This window comes from Rhizobium nepotum 39/7 (assembly GCF_000949865.1).
Classification (GTDB): domain Bacteria; phylum Pseudomonadota; class Alphaproteobacteria; order Rhizobiales; family Rhizobiaceae; genus Agrobacterium; species Agrobacterium nepotum.
Genome location: NZ_JWJH01000017.1, coordinates 75,193 through 94,108, shown reverse-complemented (window position 1 = coordinate 94,108; position 18,916 = coordinate 75,193). Strand labels below are relative to the sequence as shown.

The window sequence follows — 18,916 nt, the reverse complement described above, 5'->3', positions numbered from 1 at the left end:
GGGTTACTTCTCGAAGCGTTTGGCAATCCACGAATAGCTGTTTTCCACCATTCTGACCGGCGTTCCGAGCAGGTGCTTCACGCCTTCGGTGGAGGGCAGTATCCGGCTGACGCGGCTGATCGCCTGTCGTGTCAGGCTCTCCTCTTCCTTCTGCGTCACCTGTTCGTCGGCCAAGGGCGTCCCGGTCGGTGCCGTGGCTGGCGGCGGGGGCGTATTGCCCGCCGTTTCCGGGGTCTGTTCGCCCGGTGTCTGGCACACGGCCACGACCACGGGATAGGACGCGTTGGCGTAGCGTTCCAGCTCCTTTTCCGACACCGCGTCGCAGAGTTCGATGCTCGCCCAGCGCTGCTGCGAGGTGGCGAGGTAATGGCAATCGGTCGCGCTGTCGTCGCAGCCGAGGAAGGTCATGAGAACGAGGGCTGTTTTCATGGTGTGTGTTGCCTCTGTCGGGAATTGTGCTCTAGAAACTCATTTATCCGGATTGCAGTGACATTACGACGAAATACGCATTTTTCCGATAGAAAGCAGGCATCGCATTGGCTACCGACATCAAGCTTGAAACACCCCGGCAGGAAGCGGTTCTGCGCCTCATCGATCTGTCGAATGTCTATATGGCATCGCTTTATCCCGCCGAGAGCAATCATCTCGTCGATATTGGCCAGCTGGAAAAGGACAATGTCTCCTTTTTCGTGGCCCGGCATGAGGGCCGCGTCGTCGGCTGCGGCGCGCTGGTGGAGGCGGGCGACGGCACGGCGGAGATCAAGCGCATGTTCGTCGATCCCGATGCCAGGGGGCTGCGGATTGGCAAGCTGATCATGGATACGCTTGTCGCGCGCGGCATCGAGCTTGGCCTATCAGCCATTCGGCTCGAAACCGGCATCAGCCAGCCGGAAGCGATCGGTCTTTATCGCAAGGCGGGTTTCGTCGAGATCGAGGCGTTTGCGCCCTACGGGCCGGATCCGCTGAGCATGTTCATGGAGAAGGCGCTTTAGCGCGAAAGCGTAGATAGATCGGGCAGTCCGGCGATGCGGATGTTTGAGGTATAAGCCGCAGCATCCACCCTACGTCACCCCGGACTAGGTCCGGGGTCCAGCGCGATCGAGTCTTCGATCGCGAGAGAGTCTTTTCACGGCGCTGACGCGCCGTGGCTGGATGCCGGATCTAGTCCGGCATGACGAAAGAGAGAATCGACCTTGATCGGTAGTCCGGCATTTAGGTAAACGCCCTTCACCGCAAGCTTTTGCGATCAGAACGCCGCTTTGCGAAACGCGGTCGTTTCGTTGCTGTCGTCTTCATGCGCGGCGATATCATCGAGCGGGTCTTTTTCAGCCGGAGGCGGCGGCGGAACTTCGGCGCTGGTGGCGCCAGCGGAGATTTCCACTTCGCGCACCCATTCGCGCCAGATCGCCACCAGAAGCGCCATCAGCACCGGGCCGATGAAGAGGCCGAGGAAGCCCATTGTCTTGACGCCGCCGACGAGGCCGAAAAACGTCGGCAGGAAGGGCAGCTTGATCGGGCCGCCGACGAGTTTCGGGCGGATGGTCTTGTCGACAATGAAAAGTTCGACCGAACCCCAGATGAACAGCCCCAGCCCAAAGGCGGGGGAACCACTGGCGACCAGATAGATCGACACGAGGGTGAAGGAGAGCGGCGCGCCGCCCGGAATGAGCGCCATGACGCCGGTGAGCACGCCGAGCGTGACGGGCGAGGGCACACCGGCGATCCAGTAGGCGATGCCGAGGATGATGCCTTCGCCGATGGCGATCAGCGTCATGCCGGTGACGGTGGAACTGATGGTGGCGGGCACGACGCGGGAGATACGCTCCCAGCGCGTCGGCAGGATACGCTCACCCACGAGATCGACCTGATGGGAGAAGCCGGCACCGTTGCGATAGACGAAGAACAGCGCGATCAACATGAACAGCAGGGTCAGCACGAGGTGGAACGCGCCGTTGCCGGCGGCAAGGATCGCCCGGTAGATATTGCCGATATTCGCGCCGCTGACGAGCTGGATCACTTCGCCGATGGCGCCCGGTGTGCCGACATATTTCACCCATTGCTCGCCGAGCCAGGCGCCAACGCCGGGCAGCGCCGCAATCCAGTCCGGCACCGGTGCGCCCACCTTGTTGACATGCACCGCCCAGCCGAACCATTCGCGGATTTCGCTGGCTGTATAGGAGGCGGCGATGAAGATCGGCACCACGAGGAAGGCGAGGATGAGGATGATGGCGATGGTGGCGCCGAGCGTGGTGTTGCCGCCGACCTGCCGCAGCAGCCGCGTATAGACCGGCCAGCTGGCAAAACCGATGACGAGGGCAGCGAGAACCGGAACCAGAAAGCCGTGGAAGAAATAGATGCCGGCGAGGGCGACGAGAACGAGCAGCCAGCGCGCAGCCGATATAGGCGGGATCAGGGCGATCCGCGTCGGGCTGGCGGGACCGAGCCATCTCGGTTCGCCATTTGGCTTACGGCTGTCAATGTTACTCACGGCAGGCTCTTTCTCGCATTCTCCCCGAAGGGTGCATTCACTCTGTCACACGGATACATATAGGTGCAATATAATTGGATCACATTACCGTTGTGTGTTTATCGTCTAGTCTATTGAACGATTTTGGTAAAAATAGAACATCGCTCTTGGCGCACGCATTGAAATATGACAATTGAGCTCCGTTTTTATTGCGGCGCAAGGTTGCCGCGTCCGATCTCCAGGTCATGCCATGCTGCGACGTTTCTTCGCCTATTACCGCCCCTATCGCGGTCTGTTCATTCTCGATTTTTCCTGCGCGGTGCTGTCAGGCGTGCTCGAACTCGGCTTTCCGATGGCGGTGAAGGTCTTCGTCGACGTGCTTCTGCCGGGCGGTGAATGGGCCATCATCCTCGCCGCATCTGTCGGGCTGCTGGTTATTTATGTGCTGAATACCGGGCTGATGGCGACAGTCACCTACTGGGGACATATGCTCGGCATCAATATCGAGACCGACATGCGGCGTCTGGCTTTCGATCATCTGCAAAAGCTCTCCTTCCGTTATTTCGACAACCAGAAAACCGGCCATCTGGTCGGGCGGCTGACGAAGGATCTGGAAGAGATCGGCGAGGTGGCCCATCACGGCCCCGAGGACCTGTTCATCGCCATCATGACCTTCATCGGCGCATTTCTGCTGATGCTGTCGGTCAATGTGCAGCTGGCGCTCGTCACCGCCGCCGTCGTGCCCGTCACCGCCTGGGTGACGAGCCGTTACGGCGGCCGCATGACGCAGAATTTTCGCGCGCTTTACGGTCGCGTCGGTGATTTCAACGCCCGTATCGAGGAAAATGTCGGCGGCATGCGGGTGGTTCAGGCATTTGCCAATGAGGACCACGAGCGCGCGCTGTTTGAGAGGGACAACCAGAAATACCGCCGCACCAAGCTCGACGCCTACAAGATCATGGCGGCCAGCACCTCGCTCAGCTACATGAGCATGCGGCTGACGCAGATGATCGTGATGATCTGCGGTGCCTGGTTCGTGCTGACCGGCAGCCTGACCGAAGGCGGCTTTGTCGGCTTCCTGCTTCTGGTCGGCGTGTTTTTCCGCCCGGTGGAAAAGATCAACTCTGTTATCGAGACCTATCCGAAGGGCATTGCCGGTTTCCGCCGCTTTACCGAGCTTCTGGATACCGCGCCTGACATCGTCGATGTGCCGGATGCGGTGGAAGCGCCGCTTCTTCGCGGCGAAATCGAATATCGCCATGTCGGTTTCGGTTATGCCGAGGACAAGCAGGTTCTTGATAATATCGACCTGAAGATCAGTGCGGGCGAGACGGTTGCCTTCGTCGGGCCTTCGGGGGCGGGCAAGACGACGCTCTGCTCGCTGCTGCCGCGTTTTTACGACGTGACCAGCGGTGCAATCACCATTGACGGCATCGATATTCGAAAAATGAAACTCGCCTCGCTGCGCAACCAGATCGGCATTGTACAGCAGGATGTGTTCCTGTTCGGCGGCACGATCCGCGAGAATATCGAATATGGCCGGCTTGGCGCGTCTGACGTCGAAATCATGGATGCGGCGCGGCGCGCCCGGCTCGATGGCGTTATCGAGGCGATGCCGCTCGGGCTCGATACCGTGATCGGCGAGCGAGGCGTGAAATTGTCCGGCGGCCAGAAACAGCGCCTCGCCATTGCCCGCATGTTCCTCAAGAACCCGCCGATCCTCATTCTCGACGAGGCGACCTCGGCGCTCGACACGGAAACCGAGCGGGCCATCCAGCAATCGCTGACGGAGCTTGCCAAGGGCCGCACCACGCTGGTCATCGCCCACCGGCTGGCGACGATCCGCGATGCTTCGCGCATCGTGGTGGTGGACCAGACCGGCATCGCCGAAACCGGCGCGCATGCCGAGCTTCTGGCTGCAAAGGGCCAATATAGCCGCCTGCATGAGGCGCAGTTCAGCGGGCATCTTGCAGGCCTGAGCTGATGGGTGGCGCTTTCTGCGCCGCCGCTTAACTGCCGTTTTCGGCTGCCGTTTCCTCGACGATGCCGGGGTTCGGCTCCGGCTTGCCGGGATGGCTGGTGACGAGATAACCCATGGCGACCGCAGCGGCGACGATGAACAGCAGCACGATGCCGCTGATCGTCATCAGCCAGTCGCGTGGTCTTCGGTGCGCCATGATATATTTCGGCCATCGGCTCGGATGGTTCACCACGCTGAATTTATTGCCGTGTCGCATGAACTTCCCCGGACTGTCGTTGCTTCGTGAAAGATAAACGCGGACATGCGCGCCGCTGTTCCGCAACGGCGAGGGCCGGGGCGATGACAAGCCCGTGAGATTTTCCACCTAACCGGCACGAATTGCGTTTGAACGGTCGTGCGCTTGTGACGTCGCATCCTTACACGCCCGCTTTCACGCCGGAGACGGGCGCTATGCCTTTCGCGAGTGCACCGCAACAAAAGTCCGCTTGCCAGTCTCTGCTCTTTATGAGAATGATTTGCAATTGCATCAAATCATTCTCCCAGTTGAAAGTCAGAATATGGACAAGCCTGTCTTTGGATGGCGGCGGAACGGCGACGATCTCTCGCTCTCCGACGTTCACAGCACGATCAGGGTCAACCCGAATGCCGGCACCTTTCGCCGGGCGATGGCGTTTTTCGGCCCCGGATATCTCGTCGCGGTCGGTTATATGGATCCCGGAAACTGGGCGACCTCGCTCGCCGGCGGTTCCAAGTTCGGTTACACGCTGCTGACGGTCGCGCTGATATCGAACATCATGGCCGTCGTTCTACAGGCGCTCTGTGCCCGTCTGGCGATTGCTTCCGGCCGCGATCTGGCTCAGGCCTGCCGCGATGCCTATCCGAAACCCGTGGCGATGGTGCTGTGGCTGATGGCCGAAATCGCCATTATTGCGACCGATATCGCCGAGGTTATCGGCACGGCGATCGGCCTCAACCTGATTTTTGGCATTCCGCTCGAACTTGGTGTCCTCATCACCGCGCTTGATGTGTTCCTGATCCTTTATCTGCAAAAGCTCGGCTTCCGCTGGGTGGAAGCGCTGGTCATCACGCTTCTCGGCGTCATCGCGGTGTGTTTTGCCATTCAGCTGGCGCTCGCTGACCCTGACTGGAGCCAGGTGATCCGCGGTTTTGCGCCGACGACAGAGATCGTCACCAACCCTGAAATGCTCTATCTGGCGCTCGGCATTCTGGGCGCGACGGTGATGCCGCATAATCTCTATTTGCATTCCGGCATCGTGCAGACGCGCGCCATTGGCGAGACACTGGCCGAAAAACGCGAGGCGCTCAAATTTGCGACGCTCGATTCAACCATCGCCCTCACATTCGCCCTCGTCATCAACGCCGCGATCCTCATCCTGGCAGCGGCCACCTTCAACAAAACGGGCCAGACGAATGTTGCCGAATTGGGTGAAGCGCATAGTCTGCTTGCGCCACTTCTCGGCCTTGCCATCGCGCCGACGCTGTTCGGGGTAGCGCTTCTGTGCTGCGGCATCAACTCCACCGTCACGGCAACGCTTGCGGGTCAGATCGTGATGGAGGGTTTCCTCAAGATGCGGCTCGCCCCCTGGCTGCGACGCCTCATCACCCGCGGCATCGCCATCATCCCGGCCGCCGGTGTCACCATCGCCTTCGGCGACAGCGGCACAGGACAACTTCTTATCCTGACGCAGGTGGTGCTGAGCCTGCAACTCTCCTTCGCCGTCTTCCCGCTGGTCATGTTCACCGCCGACCGCGCCAAGATGGGCGAACTGTGCGCCCCGCGATGGCTCTCGGCGTTTGCCTGGTTCATCGCCATCGTCATCGCCGCGCTGAATGTGAAATTGTTGTTTGATTTTATCGGGTGAGAAAAAGGTCAGGCCGCGCCTTTTCGAAGCGCGGCCGCCGTGCCTGCCGGATCGACGGCGATGACTTTGAGATAGGCGCGGGCCGGCTGGTCCGGTTCGCTGCGGCCCTGTTCCCAATCGCGCAGGGTGCCGAGCGGAATATGGTAACAGGCGGAAAACTCTTCCTGCGTCAGCTTCAGCGCTCGGCGGATGATCTTGATGCGCGGCATTTTTTTAGCGGAAGCGAGTTGTTCGGCGGAAAGTGGTGGATTGTCGGGATCGGCAAGCGCATTTGCCTCCGCTTCTTCGTCGGTCATGGTGCTAAGACGGACCCAGTCGGTCACATGTTTCTTGCAGAGCGCTTTTTGTTTAATTATTCTTTTTTTAATATTCATTTTTCGAAGTCATACCGCCATTTGGCACGCTCTCGTAAAGGATCGCCAAAAGTAAACTCCATATCGTGAACCACACCGTTTTTGATAATCGCTCGTTGCTGTCGAGGAACTGGTGCCGTAGTACTAAAATCCGCAGTTGTTAATAGCTGCTCACGGTTCCTTCCAAATATATATCTGTCTGAATACAATGATATTTTTTCGTTTAACCCATGAATGGTGTCTTCATTTTTAACTGGGTAATGCTGGGTATCGTTAGATTTTCTTGTGTTCAGGAGAAGTAAAATCCGTGATGTTATAGGGAATATTATCTCGATGTCTTCTTGGTTGCTATATGAGTAAGGAACAATTTCTCTGATATTTCTACGGTATATATGGCTGACGAATGGATTATCTGAGCTGATGAAATCCACTTTAGTGAGGTTGTGAAGAAACTTTGGGTTTCCCCAAATTGATAGAACTGCATGATTGCTTCGAATTAATTTTTCAAATGAAATCAATGCCCTGTGTGGGTCGATAGGAACGCTAACTATTCGCTCACTTACAAGATCTGCAAAAGTAGGTTCTCCATCGAAACTCGGCTTAAGTGTTTTGAAGAGTGACTTCAGAGAATCACTCAACGGTAATTGATCTGCTACTGAAATTGCGTAGGCGCGGAGCACGAATAAAACAGCTTTCATCGTGTTCGGAACACGTACTCTCATAGAGAGCATAAATTGGATCAATTGTCCCCAGAGGTCGTTATCAAGGGGTTTTTTAGATTTGATCGCCTCGACTATAGAAGGCCAAGTTGATTCAATCCCCATTGAGAAGAAATTTTCGATAGCATTATCAAATCGTTGTTCGGCGTGAACGGGCTGGGTGTAAATATATCCCTGTTTTAGCGCGTTGATAGGTTTGATTGGAAAACAGCTATCTTGCCACATGTCTCGCAAATAAACGTACCCATCGTTGTTTGCGAAATACTTAGAGTAGCATTTTGGAATGTAGTGCTGCTGTTTTTGCATACATATCATCTATACTAAGTCAAAAAATAATATCCCCGTAACAGTATTATTTGTCACGGGGATATCGTTATATAATTTTCGTTTAGTGAAATAGCATGGATATTTTTGGATGGACCCCACTGAAAAGTCATAAAATCCAGTCACGGACGAAGATTAGTCAACGATTTCAGAGCACATGAGGTTCAACTGCATACTCAGAGTCATATTTTGCCGCTCTGCTGAGTCATATTTTCGGCATTGCGGACGCCACATAGATTGCGGGCAAACAAAAACCCGCCAAAGCGGGTTTCAATTTTCCGAATTTTCTCGCCCAATCTTACTCTGACGGCATCGAATCCTTCCTGTAGAAGGTAGCCACCCCAGCCTTCTCGAAGGCGGGCATGACCCCCGCGTCTGCCAGTCTCTTCTTCACGTCACCGATCTGACCACGCCCTTTGGCGTACAAGAACAGCGAGATGTGGTTTTTTTGAAACTCCTCAAGCTTGTCGGGCAAGATGAAGGTCTGACTTTTTCCTGTCGCTGGATTTTCGGTGGTAATGGATTCCAGGAGACCTGAAGCAACAAGCTGCTCCACGGTTTTCCTGGTCGTGCCTAGCTGGGCTTCCGCGAGCTGCAATGTGATCCCGGGGGGAGAAAGCCTAGGCGATGCTGCCTTAACTTCGACTGGGTCGACGAAGATGCTGTCAAAGCGCAATGGCTCATCGTGATGTGCGTCCCGAATCACGTTTTTGATGGTTCCATCAATGATCAGCCCGATAACTTCGCCATAGGTGCGTCTTCCAATCTTGACCATCTCGGTTAGTCTTTTCATGCCACGGCAGGGAGTGCCAAGCGGTAGTCGCTCGAGGAAGCTTGTCAATTCTTCGAAGGATTTCCGCGAGATGTTGCTCTGTCGATTCGGATTGTCGTCTTTAAGTAGCAAGCCCCTCTCAACGATGGCTTTCAGCGCAGCTCCGCTGATGCCAAGACGTGCTTTGGCCTCTTCGGTCGGAAGGCGCTCCTGCCAGCCTGCAATAAGCGTCTCGAGAGCCTCTGCCTCCACAACTACGCGACCATCGCCCAGTCGAGCTGCACCCGGCGGAAGAAGCCCAGCGGATTTCAAGATGCGCCTCAGGGTGACACGGTGGATGCCATGCGCAACCTCCGCTGTCCGGATGCTGTAAAGACGTCTTGGCAGACTGTATCCTAGAAAAATGTCTTCTGGTCCGAGAGCGTGATTAGCGTACGCATGCTCGGCAACGAAGCTTGTCACCTTCTCGAAGCTTGCGGATTCCACTCGGCTCGAGAGCGTCTCCTGGAGCGTACCGTAGAGTTGCCTGAAGCTGCCTCGTCGTTGCACGCGCCAATGGCTTTGATCACGCTTCTTCAGGAATTGAGACAAGCCGGCATAGCCGCAGCGGGTGAATTCATAGCCGGCAACTACCGCCACCTGCCGTTCTTCGTCGGTGGCATCGCTTCGTCGGTATCGATCACCAAACAATTCCATGCCACCAACGACCTCGGTGAGGAGGAGCCCCACTGGAACGGGCATGTCATCTAGCATCTGGAGGTCATCACCTTTGGGGGTGTCGATCGGACCCAAAGTGCTGACATCGACCTGATCCCGGCTGCAAGCTGCGATGCCACTATGTGACGCCGTCGTTGCAATACGATCCTGGAAGTAAACATCCGGCGCCCGTCGTCCGGTGGCACCGAGAGGATCGACACGATCAGTCTCACGAGCGACCCCCGCACTTTTTCCCATATTCCAGGTGTCTCGGTTCCGGCCAAGCACCCCGTTGAAATCTCCGATCGAAAATCTGTCGTAGTCGGGTCCAATCTGGATCAGAGGAACACCATGAATGGCGCAACGTCCCAGAGTGCGCAGCATCCATCCGAACCTGAGTCTGGGGCGGGCCTCCACACGCCCAGTTCCCTGTTCAACGTCTTCCTGAATGCAACAGGGGCAGGCTCGCGCGGATTTCGCCCAGATGTCGTTGACGTCAAAGGTCATGTCCAACACTTCGAAAGTTCCGCCGATCCTCACTAGGTCGTGCCGCTTAAGAACTGCAGGGTCGATCCCGGTCATGGCCGAAATGGTTTCGTAGTAGCGCGTTGTAACGCGTCGAGACCGAATGCCCATGTGGATGCGGAAGTCCCACAGACGTACGCCGCGTGATTCTGCCAGACGCGACAGATATCCTGACAACGGTTCATCGCTCGCAATTTCAAGTTTCTGCATGCTATCCCCTCCTATTTTTTCGCCCTGGCGCGCTTCTGCTGCGCGCTCCGGCCTTCGTCGACGAGCTCTCGCAACGAGTTCGCGGGCAGAATATCCTTCCAGTTCTCCTTTGCGGTGAAGATGTTCTGTGACGGACGGCAACCGCTCTCGAGCGCATAAGCTGAGGCGAATAATTCTGGGCCGACGGTCTCTGCTCCTCGTCGCAATGCGACTTCACAAACGTGCCGGGTCGTCTGGATCATCGACCCGAATGCACCACAGGAGGCGTGAAGAAGGCGATGAACGAATTCCTCGCTGAGGATCACTGGATCTGCCTTGAGACTGGCTTCGACGGTGACGATTTTGTTCACGATCTTCGTCATGATGGGGATATCCTCGGGGAAGGTCATGGGGCGGAATTCGATGACTTTGCTACGCTCCTTGAGCTGGCGGTTGGTCTGGCCGGATTGGTGGAGAAAACCAGCCAGTTCGGGTACGCCACTCAGGATGAGATGAAGTGGCCACCCGGGGATCTGAAGCAGGCTCTTGATCACGTCGGCGACCGTCTGGAGTTCCTTGACTGTGTCGCCGTTGAGAACATGCTGCAGCTCATCGATGGCAAGGAACAGGACGCGCTGCTGGCGAAGTTGATCCTTCCAAAGCTCAAAGAGCTCGGCAGCCGTGAGGCGGGGATTGTTCACGTGATATCCCAGCCGTTTGAGGCCAGTTGTAGCCAAAGCCTTGACGGTGAGTGGTTTGGGGGCCTCCATGTCGATCAGCAGGTCGTAGGGGGTGCCGTCCGCAGCAACCCTCGGTGCAAACTCCGACCGCTTGGAGATATGCTTCTCAACTGCTGTGGTCTTGCCTGAACCGGATTCTCCCACGACGAAAAGAGCGCGGCGCTTTCCGGACTTGCCGAACAGCTCGGCCGCCGAATTTACGATTAGCGCCTCGAAGGCCTCATCGAGTTCAATATCGCGCGCCGTTCCAATATAGGCCTTGTTCATCTTGCCGACCTGGGCAGCACGATCGCGGAGCTTGGGATCCATCGAGCCGAGGAGGGCTTCCGCGGCTTCTAGGAAATAGGAATCATAGGAATTCTGCATGGGCTTCTCCTTATATCAATAATCGAAATCTAGTCCGTCATCTGCCTCGTCGGTGCTGCCTCCCATCCCTGCGAATCCCGAATCTGCCGGGCGGACTACGTCTTCGGCTTCTGCCGCCGCCTGCGCCGCACGGCGGCTGGCGCCGAGGTGACGGAACGCGTCGATACCGACGGTGGTGGGATCGTGCGGAATACGGAGCTCCGACAGATCAGGCTGCGTGCCTTCGAGATCGTCGTCGACATCGAGATCGAAGTAGTTCTTCTCAATGACGGCGTATTGCTTTGCGGACGGGATGTCGGTGCCGAGCTCGGCGCGGGCGCTGGCAGCGTTTCCTGCGGCACGGAGGTCATTCACAGCCTTGAGCAGGACGGACAGGTAGAGCTTTGCGTTAGCGCGGTGGACCGCACGCAGTTCCTTGGTCGCTCCGACCCACTCCCATACTGAGACGTCCTCTGGCAGACCGATGGTGGCCTCGGCTTCTAGCCATCGGCTTCCGTCCCAGAACGAGATTTTGCGGAGGCTGAACCGATCCACGCGAATTTCGGTGCGGGGGCTCTTGGATCCGGGAAGCGCTGCCTGGTCGCGGCGCATCTCCTGCAGCCTCGCATGCTGGTAGTGAATCCCCAGGAAGCGCACGCCTTTGTCCCCGATCGCCTTGACGATCTTGGTGCCGAAGATGTGGCGACGCTGGTCGGGATGCAGGGGCGGCAGGATGCCGTATTTCGCAGTGAGGCGCAGCCACTCGTTGTGGGGCGTGGCGCCGTTGAGACCGTCGTGCGGCGTGTGGTGGTAGATGTCCACGACGGCGCGCACGAGCATGCGGTTGAGTTCGTCAATGTTCAGTCTGGCCTCGGTCCCATTGCTGCCACGGTCGACGATGTTCGAGAAGGTGCGGCCTTCGAACCAGTGCATGAACCGCATGCCCTGCGTCTTGAAGACGGATTCGATCGTGCCGCGACCGGCGGCCCAACCCGCGGCGGTGAACTCATGCGTAGCGCGCAACTGTGCGACGGAGGTTCGAAGGCGAGTGGCGCGGAATGCAGGTCCCCAGTCGGTGACGAGACTTGAGAACAGCACGTTGTAGATCCAAGGTGTGCCTGCTCCGATCACGGCCGACAGCATGGTCTTGTCGGAGACCGCCATCTCGAGAGCAGCCATCGAGGAATCCTCGGATGGTGCGCGGGCGCTGAAGCGCATGGCCAGAATGCAACGCGTTGCCACATCGATGACGACCGTGACCCAGATGCGAGCACTCTTGATGAGTTCGCGTTCCTCGTCCGTCATTTTCTGCGCGAGACCCGCGAAGATCAGCAGGACGAGCAGGTCGATCTTCCATTCGTCCATCTCGACGCGCGCGCCCGGACGCCTGATCTGCAGACCGTTTCCCGTCTTGGATAGCGTGGCCTTCGCCACATCGTCACCAAGCCGAGACGCAGTCAGGAAGTAGCGACCGAGCCCTTTGATCATCTTGTTGAAGAACTTAGGCTTTGGCATTTCGTGCAGACGCAGGCCGTGGATCGCACGAATTCCATTCAACTCTTCGATCTTCGCCTGCAGCATCAGGAGCGCACCGCTGATCTTTGGTCGCTTGGAGGCCGCATACAGTCTCGCGTGCTCCATCCAAATAGCAAGATCCTCGCGATCAAACTGCGACGGCATTGCGCCTGGGCCGTTGGCGGTGCTGACCAGCGCCTCGACGCGGAAGCCATTCTCCGCATACCGGTCATAAAGGCGGAAGAAGTGCCGCGGGCCCACGATCGACACATACTTGTAGGTCTTGCCGCCACGCTGGTTTCCCTTGCGAGCGTTGTCATTCACCGTTCGCTCAATGAAGGGCAGGAGCTCCTTGAGGCAAGTCGAACCGGTCGTAATCTTCTTCCGGGTGAATCCGAACTCTGCCAGTCCAGGGTAGGAGGGTCCCACCGCCTGGATCTCCAGGAAGAGATCGAGGCAGTCGGCCAGAAAGAAGGCCCGCTCGACCTTTTTTTCCGAAAAGTCTCCGAGGTCAGGCATGCCGAGAGTAAAATCCGAACCGCCGCGTTCGACTTTGAGGCAGCGTGCACTATGGAGCGCGAAGATGTGCTGGTGCGAGAACTCCTCGTCAAAGCCCTGTCGGTTGCGCAGCGTGGTCTTTTTCATGTCCTGCGACACCAGAAGGTATTCCTGGTCGTTGATCAGGATCTTCGTCGCGTCGCCCAGATAAAACATCGGTACGACAGCAAGGTCATCGAATTGAAGCGGCAGGTCGTTCATGCGTATTCACGGAATTCAGGGGGACAGACTTCCATCAGCGTGTGGTCTTCGATGAGCGCCGGAATGACGGGGCGCAACCAGCCTTCACCGATGAGAACCCAGAGGGCGGTGCGCCGGAACGCCTGGATATCAAGTCCTTTGAGGAGTTCGCCGAAGCGGATGCGTCCTTTGACCTGACGGAGAAGCTCTTTTGCCTCCTCGACATCGGCATCGTTGCGGGCGCGGCGCGCGAAAAGGATTTCCTCGGCGTTGGCGGCCGCGTACTCGCTGGCGAAGTGCTCCGTGATGAAGCTCACGTCGTCCGCGATACCGCCGATGCCTTGGTCCTTGATCATGATGAGCATGTCGATCAACTGTTTCGAGGCCAGCTTCTCGAAAGGCTTCACGGCGATAGCGACGCGTTTCCCGCAGCGTTTTCGGATCCAGAAATCGAAAGTGTGGGTGTGCACGACACCGTCCAGATCGACCCATTCGACTTTCACCTGCTCTCGGAGCTCGACCACGTCCATGGTCTTCAGGATTTTACCTGCCTTGAGCTCGAGTGCGCTCTCCATAAGGATGATCGTGTCGTTGAGCGGGTTCACCGCAGTCGCCCGGGTATTGAATGGGGACTTAGCCGACGGAACACGGGAGGCACTGCTCGGTTTCGGCATGGTGTCAAACGTTTCGATCACTGTCGGCCGCAGGTGTGTCACGACGGCGGGGATACGGTGATCAGGAACGAAGCCGGCGCGCTTCTCCATGAGATGCTGCTTGATGTGATGCTCAGGTCTCATCGGTCACACTCCGGATTTCCCGTGGGGCGAGGGTGACGAGGGCCGGGTTCAGGTCAGCCGGGTCGAGCACGGTCTGCAGGCTGGCCAACAGAAGGCGATGTGATGCCTCGAGCTCGCTGTAGATGTGCAGCGGTGTCTCTCGCAGTTCAGGCGGAAGCTCCTGCAAGAGTTCCAGCGGCAGGATTTCATGGCCGCGAGACTTTACGGAAATCGTGGCGACGTCGTTGCTTGTCTTCATGGAAGTCTCCTGTTCGATCGCCATCGCTCAGTCCTCGACCGTGTGATCGAGGCACAGGAGCAGAGTCTTGAGATCCGCTGGACGCGAATTTTCAGGCCAGAACTTCGGGTGGTCTTTCCAGGTGTTGGCGCGGAAGAAATCGGACCGGTAATTGTGCGAGGCATTGACCCGGTTGCAGAATTGCCGGAATCCGCACGCCCGCAGCCCACGCCGCGCGCATTCAATGCGCAAGGTCTGGAACTGTTTGTAGGTGTGGTCGAAATTCGATCCTTTAGCGGCGGCTTTAGCGAAACGATCGTGGAGGCTCAGTTCTTCGGAGTTATAGCGGGTCTGGTCCCAGGCGACTGCTGAGTTGAGCTTTTTATGGCAACGGGATGCGATGATCATTGTAGTCTCCGATTCTTGCGTGCGAACACAGGTTCCCGATCCCCGGAGTGACCGAGGTTGCAGAACCTTGAGAATGCGAGGGAATGGGCGCTTCAGATATCGGTCAGGTCGGAGCCCGATGCCGACCTGACCGACCCGTCATGACGCGGACGGAAGATCACCTTCCTTGAGGATCTCCAGGAACGTCGCGTATTCAACGAACTTGAGTTCCGGTGCCCCGTTCGAGCGAAGCGTAGCGTTCATCACCTGAAATGACTCCGCGATCGATTTCCAGATATCCCACTCGAAGCCCGGGAATTCCTCTGCCATTTCAAGGGCACCATCCATCGCAACGGCTTCGATATGCACGTACTCATAGGGACGGGAGCCGTTGGAAGCCGACCAGGTGGGGATACGGTCGAGGCGCATGCTGATCTCATTCAGCAGAGAGGCGATATGATCGATGTCCATGGGCCGCTCCTTAGTTGGCGTAAGTAGTTTCGGATGCACCGCCGACTTCGGCCGCGGAAGCGAGAACGTCCCAGATGTTCCAGGTGGGGCCGTAGCGCATGTCATCGATGAACTTTGTCGGAAGAGTCAGGACCAGTTTGCGGAACTCGGACAGCTTCGGATGAACTGGGTTTCCACCGGCAAGGAAACCGTCGCGGTCCAGCATCTCGCAGAGTGCCTTGTGAAGCTGACGGATCGACGGGCGGCGAGGATCGGCGTAGAAAAGTGCCACGCATTGGTGCAGGGTCACCTGGTCGTCCGGATACGACGGATTACGGTGTTTGTTGCTCCAGATGCGGATGTCTTCGCGATAATCAGCGGGAATATTCCCGGCCGGCATGATGGTGTGATGGCTATGCGTCATGGCGCGACTCCTCGGCGGTTGATCTTCAACCGGATCGCGTCCCTGTCTTGGGAAAGGACACATCTCCGGTTTCCAGCCCGTGTAAGGGGCGGCAGCGGAGATGGCTAAGCTTGAGACGCGAAAATTTTAGAGGGAAGTTTTTTCCGAATTAAATCCGGGCAGTTCGGACTGGCACATGCAGCGATCCGATGATGCGACCGTGACGTGAAAACTCGTCGTAAACGGCGCTGTCTCGGGTGTTAGAAGCGGGCTGCTATGTTCGCCGATTGGCGTATGATCCGAATGCGCATCAGCGGTCTCCGTCGGAAATCCATATTGAGGCTCCTAAATTAGACTACCGACGCCAAAGTTTGTCCATAGATTTATTTCAACCGGTGGGTGTTGACGTCGATCGCGCGACGCCGTTGAATGCGCTCGCGCGCGGGACTGCGGCCGTGAGATCGGCCGTCCGGCAGGTGCAGGTTTGTCACATGCACGGCGACATCGAATCCTGACGGGGTCAACAGGGAACCCGTCATGCGTCACTACATTCGAAACCGCGTCGCCGAAGCCAGAGAGCATCTCCAGCCAGTGCTCAAGGAACTCGGCCTCAATCTCATGGTCTCGGATAGGGAGAACCAAGAGGAAATTTACTTCGCCGGAAAACCTATCGAGCGTTTCTACGGGGAGCGGCTATGGTCGCCTGTGACAATCCATTTCAATCGAAGTATCACTCCCGCTGGCCGTAAGGAGGCGCAGTGGGAAGATGCCCATCTCTGCATTGAGGACTGGCGCCCAAAACCTCTGGGCAGAACAGGCCGGGTCCATAGAAGGTGGTGGGGATATAAGCATCTTCCGGTCGAGAAGACGGGCAAGGAGATGTTCGCATGGATGGAAAAAACGATCCGCAAGCATGGCGCATTCATTTACGGATCAGATTCAGGGCATGTAAGTTCCGAAGAACTTGCGGACACGTACTGGGAGCTCTTCCGTGAACGCAAGATCAAGGATCTTGACATCGTAACAATTGAGAGTGAGCGCTGGAACCACGATGCTTTGACATTCCAGGATCACCTAGGTCGGCGAATCCACATGGTGTACGCCGGAGTAGGGGAACTGATGATCGATGGCGAGTTGGTTGGCACTTTCAACAAGCGTACACCTTTCAAAACACGGCTCGCGGAGAGCCTGAAGACCGGAAGCAGTTGGGTTAAAGAGCTGTATGATCCTGTCGTGTCGGGTATGAATCCTCGGTAGGAAAGCAGTCCCGATCTCGCTGCAAACGGGTCGCCGCTGCGATCCGTGCGACGGCGGCGCGTTCCTTCCTGGAAAGCGCTGCGCCTTTGCCGCGTTTCATTGGGACGAGTTCTTCCAGGTATGTATCGAGAGCACGCCCAGCCTCGTCAGGATTCAATTTGTTCAGCTCGTCCTCACGATCCATGAATTTGGCGGCCTTCAGAATCCGTGAAGCCGTGTACCACTTTGGCGTCAGAGAGACGCGCTCCGGCCGAGGGCGCCCGATCCGCTCCCTGTCGATGAGCGGGTCCCGAACGGCAGTTTCCAGATCGACGCGCGTTCCAGTAAGGGCCTGATAGATGCTCAGGCCAATCGCGCGTGCCAGGACCGGAGGCATGGCTTCGGCTATCATATCAACATTTCCGGAGAGTTCGGCTTCGAAAGACCACTCGACGGGAAAGCCCTGAAGCAAAGCGATCGCGGATACCGTTAGCCTCGGTCGGAAATGTTGGTCATCGACTTCCCCGACTTGTGGAGGGGTATCGCGATAGAAGTCGCCTTTGATATAGGCTTCCAGCATAGCAGCCAAGGCGCTTTTGCTCGGTTGAGACACCGGTATGCAGGGTAGCAACTTTTCTCCGCTGCCGCATCGCCGCCATGCCGTCGCCCAAAGATTGTACCTGTTCTGATGAGAATACGAATCCTTGCGTTCAACGAATTCCGGGAATGTCTCATATTTAATGAGGGCGGGTTCGACCACTTCGGATACGGGACGGCGAACCGGGCTGATGAGGGACGGGATGATAAACGTTCCACTTTCGCTGACCCTGACGCCAACGAGTAAAAGCTGGGTACCTTGTATTGGGATCCCGAAGTCGTTCTTAACGAGCCGGATCTGTTCGACCTTGTATCCCAAGCGCGTCAGATCAGAGCAGACCTCAGCCAGGTAGGCGGCGTGCTGAGCGAATGTGGCCGTCTCAACGATCGCGAACACGAAGGAACGGGGTTTGATGATCCGCACTGCGCGGACTGCAGCAGGGAAATGGTTGTCGCCTGATACTCGACTCTCCGGACCCGAGCTGCGGGCGAAGGAGTACCCTGGAATGCTTCCTGCAAGCAGGTCGATCCCTTGATGACGTTTGAGTTCCTTGTCTGAAACCTCTGTAATCAAGCCCTTGCGGATCGGCCAGCTCGGCCAGTTGGTCTTCAGCGTGTTTAGCCGAGTATTCATATTTTCAAGCAGCCCGACATGCTGGAAGCCTGCTGCCATGAGCCCTATTGCCATCCCGCCCGCGCCGGCTCCGAACTCGAGCACTCTTAGCTGCTCTGACGGTTGTCTGTGCGCTTCAGAAACGGAGCCTTCGGAAGGCCAGGTACAGAGATATCGAACCGCGTCGAACAGCTCCAGGGAGAAACCCGCATTGGTTTCGTCGAGAGCAAGACCGCCGTCGTGGCCGAACTGTCCCTCGACAAATCTGAGCAGTGCCCGGCATGCGTTGGCCAGCATACCTGCCTGACTGTCGTTCTCCGGGGGGGTAAGGAAGGATTCGACCTTTCCGAAGATGGTCTCGAAATCCGCCAGCACCAGACCTGCCAGCATCCGGATGTCCCTGTGCGCGCTGGCATAATCATGCTCACTATAGAACTCCAAACCCTCGAACGAATTCTGAGACTGGTAGATGTAGAGGAAGTCACGGATAGCTTCCACGAGCTCCTCGGCCAGTTGCTCGAAATCCTCGACCGCCTGTGGAACGAGTGCCTGAGCCAACCCCTTCAAATATTCATCTCTTTCGCGCGCCGCAGATTTTTGACGGCGGTCCAGCAACTGTTCGGAAAAGGATTCGATCTCCTGTAGCTTCTCGGCGTCGGAGAGCTGACCCGCAGCGACGGCTGCAACCGCGATGCTCCGGGCCTCGTGGGGCATCGCTGACAAGGCCCGAAGCGTCTCGGGCGAAACCACCGTATCTTTCAGACTGTTTTCCTTCAGCAACTCCGCGATGTTGGTGAACAACCGGGTGTCAGCAGGAGCGATGTTGGCCCGCACCTTCAGAAGGTTCTCGACAAGGATTGGATCGCCAGCCGCAACGTGGAGCTCTCGCACGAGTTTTGAGATTTCACCGAAGGACTCGGTCAGCTTTACGTAAGCGCGATTTTCGATGCGCATTGACGGCAGTTGACG

The 18,916-nt window shown here is 57.3% G+C and carries 18 protein-coding genes; 4 read left to right on the top strand and 14 right to left on the bottom strand.

Going from position 1 to position 18,916, the window contains the following annotated elements; genetic code table 11:
- Positions 1–3: 3 nt before the first annotated feature.
- Entirely contained in the window at positions 4–429 is a 426-nt protein-coding gene (locus tag RS75_RS17615; RefSeq protein WP_045022624.1) for a hypothetical protein, read from the bottom strand.
- Between the two features lie 107 nt (positions 430–536).
- Here RS75_RS17615 and RS75_RS17610 point away from each other — a divergent pair, with 107 nt between their 5' ends.
- Positions 537–992 (top strand): GNAT family N-acetyltransferase, encoded by a 456-nt coding sequence (locus tag RS75_RS17610; RefSeq protein ID WP_045022623.1) that lies wholly within the window; start codon positions 537–539, stop codon positions 990–992.
- Positions 993–1,246: 254 nt separating this feature from the next.
- On the opposite strand, the gene RS75_RS17605 is transcribed toward RS75_RS17610, so the two are convergent.
- Entirely contained in the window at positions 1,247–2,488 is a 1,242-nt protein-coding gene (locus RS75_RS17605; RefSeq protein ID WP_045022616.1) for an AI-2E family transporter, read from the bottom strand.
- A gap of 229 nt (positions 2,489–2,717) precedes the next feature.
- Between RS75_RS17605 and RS75_RS17600 the strand changes: the two genes are divergently transcribed.
- Positions 2,718–4,451, top strand: coding sequence for an ABC transporter ATP-binding protein (locus tag RS75_RS17600; protein WP_045022615.1), 1,734 nt, complete (start codon positions 2,718–2,720; stop codon positions 4,449–4,451).
- A 25-nt stretch (positions 4,452–4,476) separates the two neighbouring features.
- Here the strand turns inward: RS75_RS17600 and RS75_RS17595 are convergent, their stop codons facing one another.
- Positions 4,477–4,704, bottom strand: coding sequence for a hypothetical protein (locus RS75_RS17595; RefSeq protein ID WP_045023171.1), 228 nt, complete (start codon positions 4,702–4,704; stop codon positions 4,477–4,479).
- Positions 4,705–5,005: 301 nt separating this feature from the next.
- Here RS75_RS17595 and RS75_RS17590 point away from each other — a divergent pair, with 301 nt between their 5' ends.
- Positions 5,006–6,331, top strand: coding sequence for an Nramp family divalent metal transporter (locus tag RS75_RS17590; protein ID WP_045022614.1), 1,326 nt, complete (start codon positions 5,006–5,008; stop codon positions 6,329–6,331).
- Positions 6,332–6,339: 8 nt separating this feature from the next.
- On the opposite strand, the gene RS75_RS17585 is transcribed toward RS75_RS17590, so the two are convergent.
- The 10 genes from RS75_RS17585 to RS75_RS17540 form a co-directional block, all read right to left on the bottom strand.
- The gene (locus tag RS75_RS17585; protein ID WP_045023169.1) at positions 6,340–6,627 is read right to left on the bottom strand and encodes a helix-turn-helix domain-containing protein; all 288 of its coding nucleotides are present in this window, start codon (positions 6,625–6,627) and stop codon (positions 6,340–6,342) included.
- A gap of 74 nt (positions 6,628–6,701) precedes the next feature.
- Complete coding sequence (locus tag RS75_RS17580; protein ID WP_045022613.1) at positions 6,702–7,709, bottom strand: DUF4238 domain-containing protein; 1,008 nt, start codon at positions 7,707–7,709, stop codon at positions 6,702–6,704.
- A gap of 316 nt (positions 7,710–8,025) precedes the next feature.
- Entirely contained in the window at positions 8,026–9,930 is a 1,905-nt protein-coding gene (locus tag RS75_RS17575) for a TniQ family protein (RefSeq protein WP_045022612.1), read from the bottom strand.
- 11 nt (positions 9,931–9,941) lie between these two features.
- On the bottom strand, positions 9,942–11,015 hold the full coding sequence (locus RS75_RS17570; RefSeq protein WP_045022611.1) for an ATP-binding protein: 1,074 nt from the start codon (positions 11,013–11,015) through the stop codon (positions 9,942–9,944).
- 15 nt (positions 11,016–11,030) lie between these two features.
- Positions 11,031–13,268 carry a DDE-type integrase/transposase/recombinase gene (locus tag RS75_RS17565; RefSeq protein ID WP_045022610.1) on the bottom strand — a complete coding sequence of 746 codons (2,238 nt, stop codon included), beginning with the start codon at positions 13,266–13,268 and terminating at the stop codon, positions 11,031–11,033.
- The gene (locus tag RS75_RS17560; protein WP_234704296.1) at positions 13,265–14,011 is read right to left on the bottom strand and encodes a Tn7 transposase TnsA N-terminal domain-containing protein; all 747 of its coding nucleotides are present in this window, start codon (positions 14,009–14,011) and stop codon (positions 13,265–13,267) included. Before RS75_RS17560 ends, RS75_RS17565 begins: the two co-directional genes overlap by 4 nt.
- A gap of 22 nt (positions 14,012–14,033) precedes the next feature.
- Complete coding sequence (locus RS75_RS17555) at positions 14,034–14,282, bottom strand: hypothetical protein (RefSeq protein WP_152643152.1); 249 nt, start codon at positions 14,280–14,282, stop codon at positions 14,034–14,036.
- A 27-nt stretch (positions 14,283–14,309) separates the two neighbouring features.
- The gene (locus RS75_RS17550; RefSeq protein ID WP_045022604.1) at positions 14,310–14,669 is read right to left on the bottom strand and encodes a hypothetical protein; all 360 of its coding nucleotides are present in this window, start codon (positions 14,667–14,669) and stop codon (positions 14,310–14,312) included.
- A 138-nt stretch (positions 14,670–14,807) separates the two neighbouring features.
- Positions 14,808–15,119 (bottom strand): hypothetical protein, encoded by a 312-nt coding sequence (locus RS75_RS17545; RefSeq protein WP_045022602.1) that lies wholly within the window; start codon positions 15,117–15,119, stop codon positions 14,808–14,810.
- Between the two features lie 10 nt (positions 15,120–15,129).
- The gene (locus tag RS75_RS17540; protein ID WP_045022600.1) at positions 15,130–15,522 is read right to left on the bottom strand and encodes a hypothetical protein; all 393 of its coding nucleotides are present in this window, start codon (positions 15,520–15,522) and stop codon (positions 15,130–15,132) included.
- A 516-nt stretch (positions 15,523–16,038) separates the two neighbouring features.
- Here RS75_RS17540 and RS75_RS17535 point away from each other — a divergent pair.
- Positions 16,039–16,758 (top strand): hypothetical protein, encoded by a 720-nt coding sequence (locus tag RS75_RS17535; RefSeq protein ID WP_045022598.1) that lies wholly within the window; start codon positions 16,039–16,041, stop codon positions 16,756–16,758.
- On the opposite strand, the gene RS75_RS17530 is transcribed toward RS75_RS17535, so the two are convergent.
- The gene (locus RS75_RS17530) at positions 16,712–18,901 is read right to left on the bottom strand and encodes a DNA cytosine methyltransferase (RefSeq protein WP_045022597.1); all 2,190 of its coding nucleotides are present in this window, start codon (positions 18,899–18,901) and stop codon (positions 16,712–16,714) included. The two genes, RS75_RS17535 and RS75_RS17530, sit on opposite strands and share 47 nt — an antisense overlap.
- Positions 18,902–18,916 lie beyond the last annotated feature (15 nt).